Origin of the sequence: Slackia isoflavoniconvertens (genome assembly GCF_003725955.1) — a bacterium.
Classification (GTDB): domain Bacteria; phylum Actinomycetota; class Coriobacteriia; order Coriobacteriales; family Eggerthellaceae; genus Slackia; species Slackia isoflavoniconvertens.
On the sequence record NZ_QIBZ01000011.1, the window covers coordinates 43,763 to 63,198 of the forward strand.

At 59.2% G+C, this 19,436-nt stretch carries 15 protein-coding genes; 4 read left to right on the top strand and 11 right to left on the bottom strand.

Going from position 1 to position 19,436, the window contains the following annotated elements:
- Window positions 1–174 precede the first annotated feature (174 nt).
- On the bottom strand, window positions 175–1,233 hold the full coding sequence (gene ispG, locus DMP05_RS06855) for a flavodoxin-dependent (E)-4-hydroxy-3-methylbut-2-enyl-diphosphate synthase (RefSeq protein ID WP_260162791.1): 1,059 nt from the start codon (window positions 1,231–1,233) through the stop codon (window positions 175–177).
- Between the two features lie 704 nt (window positions 1,234–1,937).
- Here ispG and DMP05_RS06860 point away from each other — a divergent pair.
- The gene (locus DMP05_RS06860; RefSeq protein WP_123219744.1) at window positions 1,938–2,873 is read left to right on the top strand and encodes an FAD:protein FMN transferase; all 936 of its coding nucleotides are present in this window, start codon (window positions 1,938–1,940) and stop codon (window positions 2,871–2,873) included.
- A 129-nt stretch (window positions 2,874–3,002) separates the two neighbouring features.
- On the opposite strand, the gene DMP05_RS06865 is transcribed toward DMP05_RS06860, so the two are convergent.
- The 6 genes from DMP05_RS06865 to pyrH form a co-directional block, all read right to left on the bottom strand.
- Entirely contained in the window at window positions 3,003–4,076 is a 1,074-nt protein-coding gene (locus DMP05_RS06865; protein ID WP_123219745.1) for a site-2 protease family protein, read from the bottom strand.
- 861 nt (window positions 4,077–4,937) lie between these two features.
- Complete coding sequence (dxr, locus tag DMP05_RS06870) at window positions 4,938–6,164, bottom strand: 1-deoxy-D-xylulose-5-phosphate reductoisomerase (protein WP_211326867.1); 1,227 nt, start codon at window positions 6,162–6,164, stop codon at window positions 4,938–4,940.
- A 410-nt stretch (window positions 6,165–6,574) separates the two neighbouring features.
- Window positions 6,575–7,471, bottom strand: coding sequence for a phosphatidate cytidylyltransferase (locus DMP05_RS06875; protein WP_123219773.1), 897 nt, complete (start codon window positions 7,469–7,471; stop codon window positions 6,575–6,577).
- A gap of 255 nt (window positions 7,472–7,726) precedes the next feature.
- A complete protein-coding gene (locus DMP05_RS06880; RefSeq protein ID WP_123219747.1) occupies window positions 7,727–8,506 on the bottom strand; it encodes an undecaprenyl pyrophosphate synthase in 780 nt (259 codons plus the stop codon).
- Window positions 8,507–8,866: 360 nt separating this feature from the next.
- Complete coding sequence (gene frr, locus DMP05_RS06885) at window positions 8,867–9,424, bottom strand: ribosome recycling factor (protein ID WP_123219748.1); 558 nt, start codon at window positions 9,422–9,424, stop codon at window positions 8,867–8,869.
- Between the two features lie 56 nt (window positions 9,425–9,480).
- Window positions 9,481–10,218, bottom strand: a complete 738-nt coding sequence (gene pyrH, locus DMP05_RS06890; protein WP_123219749.1) for a UMP kinase — start codon at window positions 10,216–10,218, stop codon at window positions 9,481–9,483.
- Window positions 10,219–10,644: 426 nt separating this feature from the next.
- Between pyrH and DMP05_RS06900 the strand changes: the two genes are divergently transcribed.
- Window positions 10,645–11,406, top strand: a complete 762-nt coding sequence (locus DMP05_RS06900) for a mechanosensitive ion channel family protein (RefSeq protein WP_244595084.1) — start codon at window positions 10,645–10,647, stop codon at window positions 11,404–11,406.
- Between the two features lie 196 nt (window positions 11,407–11,602).
- On the opposite strand, the gene DMP05_RS06905 is transcribed toward DMP05_RS06900, so the two are convergent.
- The 4 genes from DMP05_RS06905 to DMP05_RS06920 all read right to left on the bottom strand — a co-directional run bounded on the left by DMP05_RS06905 (window position 11,603) and on the right by DMP05_RS06920 (window position 17,725).
- The gene (locus DMP05_RS06905; RefSeq protein WP_123219751.1) at window positions 11,603–12,130 is read right to left on the bottom strand and encodes a nitroreductase family protein; all 528 of its coding nucleotides are present in this window, start codon (window positions 12,128–12,130) and stop codon (window positions 11,603–11,605) included.
- A gap of 152 nt (window positions 12,131–12,282) precedes the next feature.
- Window positions 12,283–13,722, bottom strand: a complete 1,440-nt coding sequence (locus DMP05_RS06910; protein WP_244595085.1) for an NAD(P)/FAD-dependent oxidoreductase — start codon at window positions 13,720–13,722, stop codon at window positions 12,283–12,285.
- A 358-nt stretch (window positions 13,723–14,080) separates the two neighbouring features.
- On the bottom strand, window positions 14,081–16,609 hold the full coding sequence (locus DMP05_RS06915) for an ATP-dependent helicase (protein ID WP_123219753.1): 2,529 nt from the start codon (window positions 16,607–16,609) through the stop codon (window positions 14,081–14,083).
- A gap of 180 nt (window positions 16,610–16,789) precedes the next feature.
- Window positions 16,790–17,725: an undecaprenyl-diphosphate phosphatase gene (locus DMP05_RS06920; protein ID WP_114615851.1), complete on the bottom strand. Its 936-nt coding sequence runs from the start codon at window positions 17,723–17,725 to the stop codon at window positions 16,790–16,792.
- A gap of 214 nt (window positions 17,726–17,939) precedes the next feature.
- Between DMP05_RS06920 and DMP05_RS06925 the strand changes: the two genes are divergently transcribed.
- Window positions 17,940–18,671 carry a VUT family protein gene (locus DMP05_RS06925; RefSeq protein ID WP_123219754.1) on the top strand — a complete coding sequence of 244 codons (732 nt, stop codon included), beginning with the start codon at window positions 17,940–17,942 and terminating at the stop codon, window positions 18,669–18,671.
- Window positions 18,668–19,348, top strand: coding sequence for an SDR family NAD(P)-dependent oxidoreductase (locus DMP05_RS06930; RefSeq protein WP_123219755.1), 681 nt, complete (start codon window positions 18,668–18,670; stop codon window positions 19,346–19,348). Before DMP05_RS06925 ends, DMP05_RS06930 begins: the two co-directional genes overlap by 4 nt.
- The last annotated feature ends 88 nt before the right edge of the window (window positions 19,349–19,436 follow it).

The following is a 19,436-nucleotide window of genomic DNA, read 5'->3' on the forward strand; positions in this document are numbered from 1 at the left end:
GGATGGTTCCTTTTCTATGTTGGTTCCAATGCGGAAATTGAACGCGTGGTTGCGGTTTCGATGGAGTGCGCCCCGCCCAGCTGCAGCGCGGAAAGCGATGCGATCGAACCGGCGCCGCAACACCGCGGGCGAAGCAGCGAGAAGTCGATGCATCGAACGCTGGCGCACAGACGGCTATACCAGTTTTTCGAGCTCTTCCATCAGCGCGTCTACGATATCGGCCTCGGGCACTTTTCGCAAGACCTCGCCGCGTTTGAACACGACGCCCGAGCCGGCACCGCACGCCACGCCAAGGTCGGCGTCGGCGGCTTCGCCCGGACCGTTCACAACGCAGCCCATAACGGCGACCTTCACCGGCTCGACGCGGTTCGCAAGGCGCCCGTCAACCTTCTTCGCGAGGTCGATGAGATTCACCTGGCAGCGACCGCATGTGGGGCAGCTGATGATTTCGGGGCCGCGGCGGCGCAGATCGAGCGCAGCGAGCAGCATCCAGCACGCGCGCACCTCTTCAGTAGGTTCGTCGGTGAGCGAAATGCGCATGGTGTCGCCGATGCCCTCGTTCAGAAGGATACCCAGGCCGCAAGCCGATTTAATGACACCCTGCATGAGCGTGCCTGCTTCGGTGATGCCGATATGCAGCGGCACCTGCGGAATTTCCTGCGCGAGCGCGCGGTAGGTGGCGATGGTCGCCTGCACGTCGTGCGCCTTGGCTGAAACCACGACATCGCCGAAGTCGCGCTGCTCGAAGTGGCGCACGTATTCGACGGCAGATGCGGCAAGCTTCTCGGGAAGCGTGAGGTCGGCGCGTGCCTTCAACGCGTCGTCAAGCGAGCCGGCGTTTACGCCGACACGAATGGGAATATGGGCGGCGCGAGCGGCTTCGATGACTTCGTCGGTCTTTTCCCAACCACCGATATTGCCCGGGTTGATGCGCAGCTTCGCCGCGCCGCGGCGAGCAGCTTCGATGGCGATACCTGCATCGACATGCACGTCGGCGACCACCGGCAAGGGGCTTTTCGCGCACACCTCGGCAAATTGGTCAAGATAAGCGCGACGCGGAATGGCCATGCGCACCACTTCGCAGCCGGCCGCCTCAAGCGCGCGAATCTGACGCAGGTTCGCCTCCACGTCGTCGGCGGGAGCGTTGAGCATCGACTGCACGACGCACGGGGCGCCGCCGCCCATGGGAACTCCACCCACGTTCACGCGACGCGTGCGCTGATTCGGACGCAGCGAGGCGACGTCGCGAGGCGAGACTGCGGCCCCGGACGCAACGGCAGCGTTGACACCAGCGGCAGCCGACGTGGCAGCCGCAGCGCTCAGGCGGGCGGGCGATGCGCCAGACGCCAGAGCGGCATCGGTCGATGCCGCATTGACCTGCGCATCAACGCTGGGCATATTCGTTTCACAAGCTTGCATATTTCCCCTTTTGGTCGGGCATAACCGCCTAATTTTACGCCCAAAAGAGCCCAACAGGAACCAGCAAAGCCCAACAGCGCAGTTTCGCCATGCAAGAGAGGATACGACGGCGAGGCAAGCGGAGGGATTCTGCGTGACGCTAATGCTGCGGTCGATAAGCCCTCGTTTATCAACGCCAAACGCCAATGCGAAACCCCACATGAACAAGACGCCAGCCTAAGCCGAAGCACGTGAAGCCCACACATTCCGCAACGCCGCGCCCTATCGGCAAAACATCTTCATCGTGCTAGCCGAAAGCCGCACCTAGCGAGCATGAAATTCCAGCGCATCAAAGCATATCGGGCGACAAGCGCAGCATAATTCATAGGCAAGTTGGTCAATTCCATTTGTGGCCATCCATCTTGTCATCCATTTTTCGCAAATGCCCGCCGCACGCGCGTGCCGTGTGGGTATAGTGGATTGCGTGCGAATCACAGCGCGAAAAGAGCTCGCGCCCACAAACAGGAAGGAACACGCCTATGCAAACCGAAGAATTCTTCCTGTTCGATACGGTGAACACCATCACGGCGCCCGCGCTCGACCCCGACACTATGGCGGCCGTGAAGGACGCATGCCTTCGCTACGAAAAGCTGTTCTCACGCTTCGATGAGCAATCGCAACTCTTCCGCATCAACAACGCCCATGGCGCACCGGTCGATGTCGACTCCGAATTGGCCCAGTTCATCAAAACGTCGCTCGCCTACTGCGAAGCATCAAACGGCCTGTTCGATATCACGATGGGGTCGGTCACGCGCCTGTGGAATTTCAAGAATGGCACCATTCCCGCCAAGGGCGACGTGCACGCCGCCCTTGAGCACGTAAACTGGCGAGGCGTGCACGTCACCGACTCAACTGTGCAGCTCGATGACCCCGATGCATGCCTCGAGCTCGGCGGCATCGCGAAGGGATACATCGCCGATGGCGTGCTCGACGTGCTTGCGCGCCACGGCGTCGAACACGCCATCGTGAACCTGGGCGGCAACGTGGCCGTCATGGGCGGACGCCCCGACGGTACGCCATGGCAGGTGGGCCTGCGCCAGCCGATCGCCTCGCACGGCATTCCCGTGACGGCAACGTTCGCGGCGGTGGGCGTGGCATCGGGTTCAGTAGTCACGAGCGGCGTGTACGAACGCGCGTTCACAAGCAACGGCAAGGCGTACCACCACATTATCGACCCCCGCACGGGGTTCCCCGCTGAAAGCGACGTGGTAAGCGCCACGGTCGTCTCGCGCACGTCGCTCGAAGGCGACGGCTATTCGACTTCGCTCATTTTGATGGGCGTCGAGGGCGCGCTGCGATTCGCCGCACAGCACCCCGAAATCGACATCGTGCTCGTCGATGCGCAGGGCCGCGTATTCGCCACGCCAGGCATAGGCAATCGCGTTCCGTTCCGCCTGCTCAACAGCGAGAAATAACGGTTTCGCGCAATAAGGAACAACGGACTCGCACAATCGCGGATCCGTTGTTTTGCTTCTTTATTCAGGCCGGAAATGCGCACTTCGAATTCGGCCGTCCTGCCGATTCCCAAAGATAATTCGGTCGCCCTACCAATTCTCAAAGATAAACCGCTGAATGTCTTGGTTGAGCATGAGTATGAAGAACCCTATGAACAGCGCCATGCCCGTCATGGTCATGATATTCATAGCCTTATACCCCACCTGGCGTTTCGTAAGCTTCTGGAAAATCTCGATCACGAAACGGCCGCCATCGAGCGGCGGAATAGGCAGCAAATTCATAATGCCGAGCGACACCGAAATCATCGACATGAAGAACAGGAACTCCAACGGGCCCGCATCGGCATACTGTTTCGAAAGCACCGCCATACCCATGACGCTCGTCGAATTCGACACGACGTCAGCCGCGGTTTGCGGGTTGAACAGCCCCGCCACGGCCACGGCAACCATGCCGATGTAGTTGAACCCGGCGCTAATGGCGGTTCCCACATCGACATTCACATGACGAACCACTTCGCCCGCCTCGTTCACCATATCGATGCCGAACACCGAATAGATGAGCACAAACGCCACAATCGCGAACAGCAGATTCATGAAAATGCCCGCGAGCAGAATGACGCAGCGCTTCCAAAACGGCTGCGCACGATAGGTTTGCGCACGTTCTGCCAGGTAGAGCTCATGCGCGTCGTCGAACGGACGGGGCGACCCCTCGACCAGGTCGACCCCTTTGCGCTTATCCTTGAAGGCGCGCGTGCGGAATACGTTGTGCTCGTCGGTTTTCTTCGGACCAACAAGGCAGCCCCATTCCTCAAGCACGTAGAGCGCCTCAATCGCCTCGTCGAGCGTGATGCCCATCTTCTCGGCGACATCGTCGGCGTACACCGTGCCGTTGGCATAGGCGAATGCGAGCGCGTCTTCGAGATGCGGGTCTTCAGGGCCCGGCTCCATGCCGCACACTTTCGCGTAGCCGCCAAGGGGAACCGCCGTGACGCCGAACTTCGTGCCGCGCCAGGTGAAGCCAATGTTCGGACCCGGCAAGCCCAGCATGAACTCGGTCACACGCACGCCGAAAGCGCGCGCCGCGAGGAAGTGGCCGCCTTCATGAATGAAGACGAGCACCGAAAGCACTATGACGATGTAGAGAACCATCAAGACGACGTCCATCTATGGCCTTTCGTTCGGGATGTGTCCGGGCGAGGCGCCGACGAGCTGGCCGCGTGACCCTTCGCATCAACCCTGAGTCCGCACCGATTCCGCCGCTTGACAGAAGCACGCCACTCGTACCACGGCCGAAGCGCCTCGCACACTCCACAACCTTTTCTGTATTTACTATTTCCGTATGCGATTATGCCAAGTCCAGACGCGTGCAAGCAATGCGTTGCCACGCTGTCGCGAAACGAACAGAAGAACGCCAGGCGCGATGGCACGATGGCACGATGGCACGATGGCACGATGGCACGATGGCACGATGGGCGGATTCTAAAGCAGTCCTTCGGCCCTGTCCCTTTTCACAGAAAAATGGCAGAGATTTGCGGTTGTGAACGATGGTTTTGCGAACGTGAGCGAAAGCGAGAATTCTGACCTGGGGTTATGCTACCAGAATCGGTCGACTCGACGGAAATAGAGCCCAACGACCGTTCACAACCGCAAATCTCTGCCATTTTTCCGTATTTGGGGACACGATTTTCTCAAGTCGAATGGGCATTCCATAAAAAAATGGATGCCAGCCTGCGCCAGCGTCCAAAACCAAACGTCTTTACCCACCGGGCATTCGATGGCAGCACCCCAAATGGGACCCGCGCCCGACAAAGAAGACCCAGCGACGGCGCCTCGAAAAAAGTTTAGGGCGCGATGGCAAGCCACCCGAGTCTCGGCTGCCTTACAACAGGCAGCCCCCGCCCAGGCAACGATCGTCGAAAGTTGCTCGGGCGCCCTAACAAGTTGTCCAAGGCCGCTTTCGACAGGCAAACCCCGTCAAGCATTTCGGCAAAAGCCGGCGCCATTTCCCTTCGCGACCAACCAGCCTTATTTCGCCCTCGCGGCAAGCCATGCCGCGGAAGCTTCACGCGCCCAAGCGTCGATCTCGGCGAGCTGGTCGAGACTTTCGACCCTCTGCAGGCCGCCGCCCTGCCCCGCCTCATGCGCCTCCATTATGGCGCCGACGCAACCGTCAATGTCCAAGTATCCGCACGCATCGCGCAAGAACGCCGCCACCGCGATCTCATTCGCGGCGTTCATAACGCATGGCAGCGTGCCGCCCGTATCGCCCGCATATTTGGCCAGCTTAAAGCAACGGAACGTGCCCTCATCAACCGGATAGAACTCAAGTTTGCCGAGCTGCGTGAAATCGAGCGGCTCCACCGGCGCATCCCAACGGTCGGGATAGCTCAGCGCGAACTGGATGGGAATGCGCATATCGGTGGTGCCCAGATGGGCCTTCACGCTACCGTCGGAATACTCCACCATGGAATGGATGGCACTCTGCGGTTGCACGACAACCTTAATGCGGTCGTACGGCATATCGAACAGGTGATGCGCCTCAATCACTTCAAGGCCTTTGTTCATGAGCGTCGATGAGTCGATCGTGATTTTCGCGCCCATGTTCCACGTGGGATGCTTGAGCGCCTGAGCCGCCGTCATATCGCGCAGTTCGTCGCGCGTGCGGCCGCGGAACGGACCACCGCTCGCGGTGACCCACAGGCATGACACCTCTTCAGTACGCTCGCCGAGAAGGCATTGGTAAATTGCGCCATGCTCGGAATCGATGGGCATAAGAGCACCCGCCGGACCCGTCGCGGGGGCCACGCCCGCCGCACGGCGCGCTGCGTCGACCTTGGCTGCCATGGGCATAATAAGGTCTCCGCCTACGACCAGGCTTTCTTTATTCGCAAGCGCAAGCACCTTGCCAGCGGCGAGCGCCTCATAGCTCGCACGCAGACCGGCGGCGCCCACCAGAGCGTTCACCACAACGTCGGCCTCTTCGATGCTCGCGAGCGCAGCAACCGCCTCAGGGCCAAAGCCGACCTTCACGCCGCCATGCGCGCTCGCGAGGCGCGCGTCACGCGCAAGCTCCGCATTGCCGAACGCGATATTGCGCACGCGGAACTCATGCGCTTGAGCAAGCACGGCATCGACGCTGGAGTTGGCCGCGAGGGCGATTACCTCCAGCTTGTCGGGGTGGCGACGGGCCACGTCGAGTGTTTGCGTGCCGATAGAGCCCGTCGATCCCAAAACAACAATTTTACGAGGCATGCCGCCTTCATTCGCATGAGCCGTATAAGCCATTTCAAACCACCCCTTATCAGAAGCGAAAGCAAAGCGCTTCCGCGCCAAAAGCCAATGAGCAGAGCTCCAGAAGCTCGATTCAGACGCCGCGGAAAATCCCGCCCGGCCCAACACGCGCCGCCGAAAGCAGCCCAAAACGAATCGCATCTACATTCTACGCGCCACCCGGGCCAGCCCATTCGAGAACGATCATAACCAAGTTAATCGGGGCCAATCCAGGCCAAGCAAAACCGACCCAGTCAGAAGCAAGCCGAAAGCACCAAAGCGAATCGCACTCGCGCTCGATGCGCGAGACGCCGCCCGGCCCAACACGCGCCGCCGAAAACAGCCCTCAACAAATTGCGCCGCTCAAAGAACGGCGCAATTATCCAACATTCCTATCCAAACACGTACGGCACGCAGCCGCCACCGATAAGCATCACGGCCGCAGTAACCGATGCCATAAACAGCGAGTCGCAGCGGTCGAGCAAGCCGCCGTGACCAGGCATGATGGTACCCGAATCTTTCACGCCTGAATTGCGCTTGATGCGACTTTCGGCCAAATCACCCAGCACGCCAGAAAGACCGCAAATCAAGCCAAACACGAGCGCCTGAGGAATCGCCATGTTCACGCCAGGGATCAGCGTGATGAGACACCAAATGGCCATGGAACCAACCAGGCCGCCAATGAAGCCTTCCCAGCTCTTCTTCGGTGAGATGCGCGGCGCGAGCTTATGCTTGCCGAATTTGCTTCCCACCAAATACGCGAACGAGTCGTTCGCCCACACGCTACAGAAAACGCCGCATACGAGCACGCCACCCCAAATGCCAGGCAGCGACATGCGTACCAAAATAAGGCTCGAAAGCAGCAGGCCCGTGTATGCCGCGCCGAAAAACGATACGCCCACGTCGCCCACGCGTGCGCGCATGAAGAAGACGTACCACACAAGCAGCGCCACAAGCAACGCGCCCGTCACCAGAAGCGAGCCGGAAAGCCCCAGCTTCCACATGCTGACGGGATATGCCACCGCAGCCAGCGTGCCAAGAAGCTCATTGGGCAGCTTCGCATCGCTTCGCAGCATGAAGAACAGTTCACCCGCGCAAATGCCCGCGAGCACGCACAGCATAATGACGCATGTCAGATTGCTCACGAGCGCAAGCGTCACCGAAAGCACCACGTACACGGCGCCCGTGCGGAATCGCACCTGCAAGTCGGTCGGATGCTTGAACTTGTCGGGCGTTTTGCCATACGCGAATGCCTTCGCGGCATCTTTTTTCGCTACGGCAGATTGCATAACGTGCTCATAGGCGGACTGGGCTTTTCCGAAATTGGTGGCCTCATGGTCGTGCGACTGAGCCGCCGCGCCGTGCCCTTCCGCCTGAGCTGCGGCATCGCCGTTGCGAGACTCGGCCGCAGCATCGCGATTCTCCGCCCCAGTCACAGGCCCGTGCGATTCATCGTCGGGCTGGGCATCGGCGACGCCTTCGCGCATCGGCTGCCCCGAAAGCCCATCCTCAAGTTTTTCGCTATCGGTATCGGTTGACATAGCCTACACCGCCCCAAACCTTCGATTGCGCTCCTGGAAGCTCAAAAGCGCACGCAAAAATTCATAGCGATCGAAGTCTGGCCACAAGGTATCGGTCACGTAAAACTCCGAATACGCCACCTGCCACAGCAGGAAATTCGACAGGCGCATCTCGCCCGACGTACGAATTACCAGGTCAGGATCGGGACAATCGGCGGTATAAAGGCCGCGCCCGAATTCCTCCTCGGTAAGCTCGTGCGGGGCATCGCCGGCCATGGCGCGCGCAACGGCAACGTCAATGCAGCGTTGCGTGGCACGCAGCATTTCCTGACGAGAGCCGTAATTCACGGCTACGAGAAGTGTCATGCCCGTGTTGTTGCGCGTTTTCTCCCACGCCTCGGCAAACGCGTCACGCGTCTCCTGCGGCAACATGGAGACGTCGCCTATCGTGCGCACACGCACGTTTTCGGCATGCAGGCCGTCAACCTCAGCGAGCATGGTTTTGGCGAACAGGTCCATCAAGCCCACGACTTCTTCTTCGGGACGTTTCCAGTTTTCCGTCGAGAAAGAATAAATGGTAAGGAAGCGAACGCCCGCGTCGCTCGCCGCGCGAATGAGCTCACGAACCGCCGCAATGCCGGCTTTGTGGCCCTTCAGACGATTGAGCGCGCGCTTTTTCGCCCAGCGGCCATTGCCGTCCATGATGACGGCGACATGCTGCGGCACGGCGTCTTCGCGCAAAGCATGCGCATCGAGCCCGGCGGGCGGGTTCGGGAACATTTCATCTATAGGTTTATGGAACATGTCAGCTCCTTCGAAATAGGCCCCACTAGGGTACTCCAACAGCCAGAAGCCACCAACACGGGCCCCTGGCCGTTAAAATTTCGAAAGAAAAGAAGCTCGTCAATGCGCCAAGCAGCAAGAGCCACTCATACCGCAACCGAAAACGCCGCAGCGAGCATGGACTCTGGCGAGTACGATTCGGGCGATCCGATATGCCTAAATGGCATATCGGATTCCAAACTACGCGCCCGAGCGGGCGCGCCAAGCTCAGCTTGGCCCAAGCGTACTTTGGTACGAGAACCGCAGCTTGAACCCGAAACGTGCCGTCAGAGCCCAGCGCAGCGTCGAGCCATTGGGCCGTTCGGAAGAACGGCCCAACTCCTAGATCTCCATGACGTCTGCTTCTTTTTTCTTCAGCATAGCATCGACTTCGGCGATGTATTTGTCGGTGAGCTTCTGCACCTGTTCTTCGGCACGACGGGCCTCATCCTCGGGCAGCTCGGCGTCTTTCTTGGCACGCTCAATCTTGGTGTTGGCATCGCGGCGCTGATTGCGCACGGCAACGCGAGCTTCCTCGGCATAACCGCGGCACTGCTTCACCATTTCCTTGCGGCGCTCCTCGGTAAGCGCAGGGAACGGCAGGCGAATGACAGAGCCGTCGTTAGAGGGCGTAATGCCCAAGTCGCTCGCCAGAATGGCGGCCTCGATGCCGCGCAGCACCGACTTGTCCCACGGCTCAACGACGAGCATATGGGCATCGGGCGACTTCACCGCGGCCATCTGATTGATGGGGGTAGGAACGCCGTAGTAGTCGACGCGAATCTTGTCGAGCACCATGGGGTTCGCGCGGCCCGTGCGCACGTTCGCGAACGCCTCATTCAGGTTGGACAAGGCCTTCTCCATGCCGGCTTTCGCCGCATCCATGATTTCAGCAGTCATATTCTTGCCTTTCTCGTTTGCGGCGCACTGGCGCCGTCGCATTTGCCTTCGAAGGTTTAATACACCATGGTGCCGACGGGCTCGCCCTTCAGAATGCGGCTGATGTTGCCCGGCGCGGTCATATCGAATACGAGCAGCGGCATTTCGTTGTCTTTGCACAGCGAAATGGCGGCCGCGTCCATGACCTGCAGCTCCTTGGTAAGCACCTCGAGGTAGCTGATCTTGTCGAACTTCACGGCGTCGGGGTTCTTCGCCGGATCGCTGTCGTAGATGCCGTCGACCTTGGTGGCCTTCATCATGCAGTCGGCGTTGATTTCGCACGCACGAAGAGCCGCCGTGGTATCGGTCGTGAAGTACGGGTTGCCCGTGCCCGCGGCGAAAATGACGACGCGGCCCTTTTCCATATGGCGAATGGCACGCAGGCGAATGTAGGTTTCGGCGACCTGGTGCATTTCGATGGCCGACTGCACACGGGAGGAAACGCCGTGGCGCTCGAGGCCGTCCTGCAAAGCGAGCGCGTTCATGACCGTGGCGAGCATGCCGATGTAGTCGGCCTGCGCGCGATCCATGCCGTTGGCGCTGCCGGCGACACCGCGGAAGATGTTGCCGCCGCCCACCGTGATGGCCACCTGCACGCCGTCGTCAACAATGTGCTTGATTTGCTCGGCCAAGTCGTCGATGACCTTCGGATCGATGCCATAGCCGTTATCGCCCATGAGCGCCTCGCCCGAAAGCTTCAGCAAAACGCGATGGTACTTATATCCCTCGGCGGGCTTGGTAGCTTCTTCTGGCATGAGTGCCCCTTTCAAAAATCGCAGTTATCACCATTGTACTGTAACGAAAGCAAAGCACGAACGAGCGCGGACGTTTTCCGAAAAATCCCGCAATGAAGCATTCGGGCGCATGAACACTGCAAGGGCACTCAGAGCTTCCAATGCAACGCTTGCGTCAAACGCCAGTCCAAACATCGCCTGCATAGAAAGAATCGCGCATTGGCCAGTTGCGGATTGACGGGCGATGCGGCGCATTCCGATAAGCCCATGCGGTAGCACGGCACCTGAGCATGCCACCGCCGAGCACGTCTCGAAAACGCCCAAACCACGCGTTCCTGAATGTCACGCGAACATTGTGCGCATACCGTAACGATGCGTCACCGAGCGCGAATGCGATGCGACAATATCCGCCGAACGAACGCATTGCGTCGGCACTAGGAGGCTCACGTGGGTATTGAAGATTCAGTTTTGTCGTTCATCGCATCGGACACGATGCGCAACCTTATTTGGGCGGTTATTTTAGCGTGCGCCACCGCTGTGGCATCGAAAGTGGTAAAACGCGCACTGCATGCGCTGCTCGACCATCCGGAAAACCCGCTGCCGGCATCAAGCCTCATCATCAACATCGGCCGCGGCGTGGTATGGGTGATCGGTGGATCGATTATTTTGCAATCGTGCTTCGGCATTAACCCAAATGCGCTGGTCACAGCCCTGGGCGTTGGCGGCGTTGCGCTTTCGCTTGGCCTGCAGGACACGCTGTCAAACCTTATCGGCGGCATTCAGATGACGCTCATGGGCGTCGTGCGCCCGGGCGACAACATCGAAATCGGCTCGGAAACGGGCGTTGTGACCGACATGGGGCTGCGCCACACCACCATCATCACGAAGCTCGGCGAAACCGTGATCGTCCCCAATTCGGTCATTTCGAAAACGTCGCTCGTACAGCTTCCGCCGGCGGAGCAATTCAAGGTGCCGTTCTGTGCGACGGGCGACGCGAGCAAGCTCGATGAAATTGCGGCAGAAATCGCCGAACGCGCGAAGGCCGCAGCGGAAAGCGTCTCCCCCGTGACGCAGGACCCGAAGGTGTTTTTCTCGGAAATCACCGAATACGGCTTCCGCGGCTCCATCGTGATGCGCGTGGAAGATTCCGCCGCCACGGAACGCGCGGCCGACGCCGTGGTGCGCGCAATCGCGCCGCTCACGAGGTAGCGCGACAACGCCCAGCCAAACGCAGCATCAGCGGCCGCGTCTATCCACCCACCCAGGCTCGCTGCACTTCTCGAGTCACATAAGCAGATACCATATACCGCACAGCAAGGCCCCACGGGCATAAACCCATGGGGCCTTCGACAAGGGCACCCGGCGTGAAGCCGTTATTCCCCCTTTTCTGTGTCGATTTCCGCTGCTACAGCAGGAAATCCTCGCGAGCGATGGTGCGCTCGGCGCGGCGTTCGGGCGAGGCGATGGTATCGGCCGCATAGCCCACGGTGAGCATGTGGTACGGATACACGCCTTCGGGCAGGTCGAACTGCTCGCGTGCGATTTCGGGCTTGAAGTGGCACACCCAGCACGTGCCCAGGCCAAGCTCGGTCGCTTGCATCATCATCTGGTCGCACACGATCGCGGTGTCAATAGGGGCCGCATTCATTTGGTCGTACGGACGCACCCACGCGTCTTCGTCCACGCCGCACACCAGCAACACCACGGGCGCCCCAAAAATCGAGCCGTCGCGCGCGAAGCGCGGCTGACACGCGGCAGCCTTCTCGAGCAGCTCGGGCGTGGTGCACGGCAAAACGCGCACGGGGTGGTTGTTGCACGCCGTGGGGGCAAGGCGCCCAGCCTCAAGAATGGCATCGAGTTTCTCGGACTCGACAGCGCGTTTCTCGTATTTGCGGCAGGAGTAGCGCTCAAGGGTCAAATCGGCAAAAGACATGGCACGTCCCTTCTCTTCAGGAGGCCCACCGAACACAACGGGCAGCTCTCGTTACTGCAAGTGTAACGCGCCGGCGCGTCTTTTCCGTGCGGCTTTCTGCAATCGTTCGTAGTTTTCCGCACGCCGCCCTGGGCGCCTTCCACAAATGAACGCTACGCCCCACTCGCCAGGCGTTCACCCATCAAGCAGCCCATGACCGACGCCATCATCAGGCCGCGCGTCCAGCCGCTCGAATCGCCCAGGCAGTGCAAGTTCGCGATATTGGTGTCGAAGTTCGCATCCATCTTCACGCGATTGCTGTAGAACTTGAGCTCGGGCGCGTACAACAGAGTCTCAGCCGACGCGAAGCCAGGAATCGCCTCGTCGACGGCGAGCATGAAGTTGATGATCGACGTCATCGTGCGATACGGCAGCGCAGCGGTCACGTCGCCCGCGACGGCATCGGGTAGCGTGGGGCGAACATTGGAACGCGACAATTCCTTTTGCCACGTACGCTTGCCGTCCAGGATGTCACCGAAACGCTGCACCAGAATATGGCCCGCGCCCAGCGCGTTGCACAGTTCGCCGATTTTCTTCGCATACGCGATGGGCTGATTAAACGGCTCGAGGAAGTTGTGCGTGCACAGAATCGCGAGGTTGGTGTTCTCGGACTTGCGTTCCTTATAGGAATGCCCGTTCACCACCGCCAGGCCGCCATCGTAGTTTTCTTGGCTCACGAAGCCGCCAGGATTCTGACAGAAGGTGCGCACCTTGTTGCGGAACGGATTCGGGTATCCGATGAGCTTGCTTTCGTAGAGCACATTGTTCACGCGCTCCATGATTTCGTTGCGCATCTCGATGCGCACGCCAATGTCGACCGGGCCGGGCGCGTGCTCGATGTCGTGCTCGCCGCAGAGGCGCTCGAGCCAATCGGCACCGCGACGGCCCGTCGCCACAACGGTTTTCTCGGCGATAATTGAGAACTCCTCGCCCGCACGCGTGCGCACGCGAACGCCTTTGCATGCAGCCGAGTCGGTCGCGGCGTCGCCTTCGATAATCACGTCGGTGCATTCCGTTTCGAACAACAGCTTCACACCGGCATCGCGTAGGTGGTCTTCGATGCGACCGTAAATCTCTTGCGCCTTTTCGGTTCCAAGGTGGCGAATGGGACAATCGACGAGCTTCAAACCCGCCTGAATCGCGCGGCGACGAATGTCTTTGACTTCACCAGGATTGTCGATGCCCTCGACATGTTCGTCGGCGCCAAAAGACAAGTACACGTCGTCGACCCGCTTGATAGCCGCCTGCGCCACGTCTTCCCCAATAAGTTCCGGCAGGTCGCCGCCAACCTCGTGCGAGAGCGACAGTTTTCCATCGGAAAACGCGCCCGCGCCCGAAAAGCCCGTCGTAATGCGACATGGCTCGCATCCGACGCAATGGCCCACTTTCGCCTTAGGACAATTGCGCCGCTCGATGGGAAGGCCCTTCTCCACGAGCGCAATGGTCGTGGAAGGGGCATCTTTCAGAAGCGCCAACGCCGTGAAAATACCCGCGGGACCGGCACCCACGATAACGACATCGACGGTCATATTTGAATTGCAAGAACTACCCAAAACAGAAACCCCCTTGGCATCCCCTGGTGTCGGAAACGCGACGCATTTCATTGTAGCGCACGAATTCAGACGGCCCGCAAAGGGCCTTCGACCCATGCAAGCGGCGCACAAGAGCGAATCACGCAAGCGATAGTCGTTTTCTTTCCTATCAATGCATCATGCAAAAGGACGGTTCTTCCTTCGAGGCACAATATGAGAACCATTTTGCAAAATCCCAGGCTGCAACGTATAGTTTATCGCTATTTTACGCTGTATAGCTTCGTTTCTTTAACCTGAGATTCATTTTGCGGTCTATTTCATGGCATAAAGAAAGGGTCCCGAAGGACCCTTTTCCACAAGCACACTCAAGCATGGCGGCTTAGTTGATTTTCACGATGGGCGCGTAGTCTTTCAACAAGGTCTTCGTCTGACCCGTGCGCGCGAATTTGATCACGAGCGAGTCGCCGTCGACCTTGAGCACCTTGCCGCGACCGAACGTTTTATGGTCGACCGTATCGCCAGCCGCGAACGTATTGTGCGCCGCCTCTTTCTTGCCGGCCGATGCCGCCCTGGCTGCGGCAGATCCGCCCCAACCGCCTTCGGGCATATATGTGGGAACCTTGCCGCCGCGCGCTCGGCTCGCGCCGAGCGACCCTGCCGCGCGCGTCGAATGCGGCGCGTGCGAGCTTTTGCGAGCGGCGCCGCCATGACTTGCCGTAAAGTCAGAAAACGACTGTCCGCCGCCAGGCTTGCCGGTCCCGAACGTGCGCCCACCCGTTGAAGAATTGCGACGCGCCGACACGTTCGCGCTCGACTGGCCGAACACGCGACCGCCACCCGCTTCCACGCCCGAGCCCGAAATGCCGCGACGGCTGCCGCGCTTTTCCCAACCCGTGCCCGAGAAGCCCATGGAACCAAGACCGATGGTCTGGCGAAGCTCACCCGGAATCTCTCCAATGAAGCGAGAAATCGGGTTCGCAACCGTATCGCCGAAAATCGTACGCGACTGGGCGCACGTCAAATACAGCTTCTTGCGCGCACGCGTAATGGCGACATAGGCAAGACGGCGCTCTTCCTCCAAGCCCGATTCGTCTTGCAACGAATTCGAGTGTGGGAACAGCGTTTCTTCCATGCCCGCAACGAACACCACGTCGAATTCCAAGCCTTTCGACGCGTGCACCGTCATAAGCGTGACGGCGGAATCGTCTTCGGCCATGGAATCCAAATCGGTGCGCAGGCGAACCCACTCGATAAAGTCGGCCAGCGAATCGGGCGAAAGCTGGCGCACGCCTGCGAGGTTCTCGCCTTCAGGCAGCTTTGGCTCTTCTTCCTCGGAATTCTGGTGCGACTGCACATATTCCTCGACAACTGACAAGAATTCCTTGATGTTCTCAACGCGACCGCGCGCCTCATCGGTATTCTCGTTTTCGAGTGCGGCAATGAGCCCCGATTTCTGGATAACTGCCTCAATCACTTTGCGCAAATCGCCGCCATAGCTGCGGCACTCCTCGACAAGCGAGACGAAGCCGCCGAGTGCCGTGCGTGCGCGCATCTGCAGGTTCTCGTCGGCGACGCACAACTCAGCCGCCAGCATGAACGGCATGTTCGTCATGGCTGCGGCCTGGTCGATATAATCGATGGTGGTTTTGCCGATGCCTCGGCGCGGCGTGTTGATGACGCGCTTGGCCGCAATATCGTCGTTAGGATTCACGAGCAACGTGAGGTATGCCATAACATCGCGAATTTCAGCGCGATCGAAGAATCGCGTGCCGCCGACAATCTTGTAGGGTACGCCAGCGCGCAGCATCATATCTTCGAGCGAACGCGACTGAGCGTTCGTGCGGTAGAACACAGCCATCTCGTCATACGAGAAGCCTTCTGATCGACGCTTGTCAATTTCGCCAGCAATCCAACGGCCCTCGTCGCGCTCGTCCGATGCCACGTACACGTAAACCTTGTCGCCATCGGGCTGGGAAGTGCGCAGCGTTTTGTCTTTGCGATGCTGGTTATGGCGCACCACGGCATTTGCCGCGTTCAGGATGTTGCCCGTTGAGCGGTAGTTTTCCTCGAGCTTCACCGTTTTGCAATTCGGGTAGTCGCTCTCGAACTCCAGAATATTGCGAATGTCGGCGCCACGCCAGCTATAAATCGACTGGTCGTCGTCGCCTACAACCATGATGTTCTGGTTTTTCGCGGCGAGCAGCTTCGTAATTTCGTACTGAGCTTTGTTTGTGTCCTGATACTCGTCCACGAGCAGATAGCGGAAGCGATTCTGGTACGCCTCGAGCACGTCGGCATGGTTTTTGAGCAGCAAATGCGTGTAGAGCAGCAAATCGTCGAAGTCGAATGCGTTGGCTGCTTTCAAGCGCTGCTGCAGCTTCTCATACACGCGCGCCGCGACCTTCGCGCCGGGGTCGCCCGTGGCGCTTTTCGCGAATTCGCCCGGAGTCATAAGTTCGTTTTTCGCAGAAGAAATGCGATTGCGAATGTTATTGATAGGCCAGCGCTTCGGATCCAAATCGAGCTCGCTGTAGATATCTTTCACGAGGCGCTTCGAATCGTCATCGTCGTAGATGGTGAAGCCCTTGTCGAAACCGAGCTTCTCGCAATCGACGCGCAGAATGCGCACGCACATGCTATGGAAGGTAGACACCCACATGCCACGTGCGCCCGGGCCCACGAGCCTACTCAAACGCTCGCGCATCTCGGCGGCCGCCTTGTTGGTGAACGTGATAGCCAGAATCTCCCAGGGCTGCACGCCATTGTCGGCGAGCATATGCGCGATGCGATACGTGAGCACGCGCGTTTTGCCCGAACCGGCACCCGCAAGCACGAGCAGCGGGCCCTCGGTGCACAGCACAGCCTCGCGCTGCGCGGGGTTCAAGGAATCGATATCGATGCTAGTCATATATCCACCTTCGACGCAAGCAAATATAAACGAAGCCCCATGCCTCGGTGCGTGGTTTTCCGCGCAGTTCCGCACGAGCCAAACAGCACCTCATGTGCTGTTTGTGCGAGCTCAGGACTGTTTGAGCATGAAACCATGCACTGGGGCATGGGGCGGACAGGTCCGTTTCCCGCGAGTTTTCTACGGCAACATTCCCATAGTCTCGAACGCGAAGTAGCCCAAAACCAACGCACCCACGATGATGCGGTAAATGCCGAATGCCGTGAAGTCGTTCTTCTTGATATAGCCCATGAGGAACTTAATAGAAATGACCGACATCACGAAAGCGGTCACGATGCCCACCACGAGCACGACGATTTCGGTCTGGGTCATGGCGACGCCTGCCAACACGAACTTCGCCACCTTCACCACGCCCCAGCCGAGCATCACGGGAATGGCCAGGAAGAACGTGAACTCGGTCGCAGCCGTGCGCGAGCAGCCCGTGAGCATGCCGCCGATGATGGTCGCGCCCGAGCGCGACGTGCCAGGAACCATGGCTAGACACTGGAAAAAGCCAATCTTCAGCGCGGTTTTCCAATCGATGTCATCGACGTTTGTTACCTTGAACAGCGACGCCTCGGCTGCAGCTTCGGCATCGGCCTCACTCACGCGCGCATGACGGCCGCGCGGCGCTTCCACTTCTGCGAGCGCTTCCTTGAAACGGCGACGATTACGTCGCTCGAGCACGATGAACACGATGCCGTACAAAATAAGCATGGCCGCGACAGTGACCTTGTTATAGAAATGCTCGTTCATGAAATCGTCGAGCGCAAAACCGAACACAGCTGCAGGCAGGCATCCAATGACGACCATGCCCCAAAGGCGCCACGTGCTGCGACGCTCGTCGACCGTTTTGCTCGGCGAGAAGGGGTTGAGCTTATGGAAATACAGAATGATAACGGCCATGATGGCGCCAATTTGGATAACCACCAGGAACAGCGCAAGGAACGAATCGGAAACTTGCAGTTTCACGAACTCGTCAACAAGAATCATGTGGCCCGTCGAAGAAATAGGCAACCATTCGGTAATACCCTCGACCAGACCAATGAGCAGTGCTTTTAAAGCTTCGATAAGCATGGGCGCTAAACCTTTCGCATTCATGTGTATTTATGCAACCGTTGAATTCTATATGACGAGCGCACATTCCTCATGCAAAGCACGCGCATTGCCTTGGAAAAACAGAACCAGAGCGTTATTATGGCAGACGGTGCGCAAAAGCAAGAAGCGCCACCCAAGCAGTTCGGGTCCGAAATCCTGCTTGTAAAACCTAAAACCAAAGGAGAAAGTCGCAATGCGCAATTTTTTCGAAGACTACAAGGTCTTGCTGCGGAGCATTCCCGCTCCCACCGTCACGATTTTCATCGTGAGCGTCATCCTCATGAACCTCATGGCAAATAAGGAACTTTTGAGCACGCCATGGCTCGCGCTCGACTGCGGCTTTGCCGTGAGCTGGGTTTCCTTCCTTTGCATGGACATGATTTGCAAGCGCTTCGGCGCAAAGGCATCCATCAAAATCTCGATTCTCGCGTTGGGCGTGAACCTGGCGGTGTGCCTGTTCTTCTGGCTCATGAGCCTCACCCCCGGTATGTGGGGCGCGTACTACGACACCGGCATGATCGAAGTCAACGACGCCCTGAACGCCACCATCGGCGGCACGTGGTACGTCGTGTTAGGCAGCTCGCTTGCGATGCTGTGCTCATCGACCGCGAATTCCCTGCTCAACGTGGCCATCGGCCGCCTTTCCACGTCGAACACTTTCGGAGCGTTCGCGAAACGTTCCTACATTTCCACGGGTATCGCGCAGTTCGTCGACAACCTGATTTTCGCCATTGTCGTGTCGCACGTCTTCTTCGGCTGGACGTGGATTCAGGTGCTTACCTGCTCGTTCACGGGCGCCGTGGCTGAGCTGCTGTGTGAGATTCTGCTGAGCCCCGTGGGCTACAAAGTCGTGCGTGGCTGGGAGCGCGAGAACGTGGGCGCAGCATACATCAACCGCATCGCCGCACAGAAAGCCAATCAATGAAGGCACTCATAACGGGCACTTCGGCGGGCATTGGCCGCGCATGCGCCGAGCTGTTTTTGCAGCGCGGATGGCATGTATACGGCTTCGATATCGCGCCGACATCAATCGCTCACGCGGAATACGAGCATTTCGTCATCGACGTGCGCGACCACGCGGCGTTTCCCGCTGGCCTCGAGCCCGACGTCATCGTGAACAATGCTGGCGTCCAGGGCGCAGACGACATCGCCGTTAACCTGCAGGGCACCATCAATATCACCGAGACATATGCGTTCGTGGGCGACTTTCCCGCCGCGAAGCCCGCGCCGTGGATTCGTTCGGTTGTCAATGTCGGCTCGGCGAGCGGACACACGGGTTCCGAATTTCCCGAGTATGCGGCGAGCAAGGGCGGCATTCTTTCGTACACGAAAAACGTCGCGAACCGCCTGGCGCCGCAGGGAATTTGCAACAGCGTCGACCCAGGCGGTGTGCTTACCGAGCTCAATCGCCCCGTGATGGACGATGCCGCCATGTGGGAGCGCATCATGCAGCTTACGCCGCTGCGCCGTTGGGCCGAACCCGACGAAATCGCCGAGTGGGTCTATTTCGTTGGCGTGACGAACCGCTTCATGACCGGCCAAAACCTTCTTATCGATGGAGGCGAGGCGGGCGCCGCCGAATTCGTGTGGCCCGAAGACTAGGTTTTATGGCGCACATTCCGACGCGCAAGACGAGGTCGGCCCTAAGGCCTCTTTCATGGAAGATGGAACCCGAGCTGCGCTAACGCAC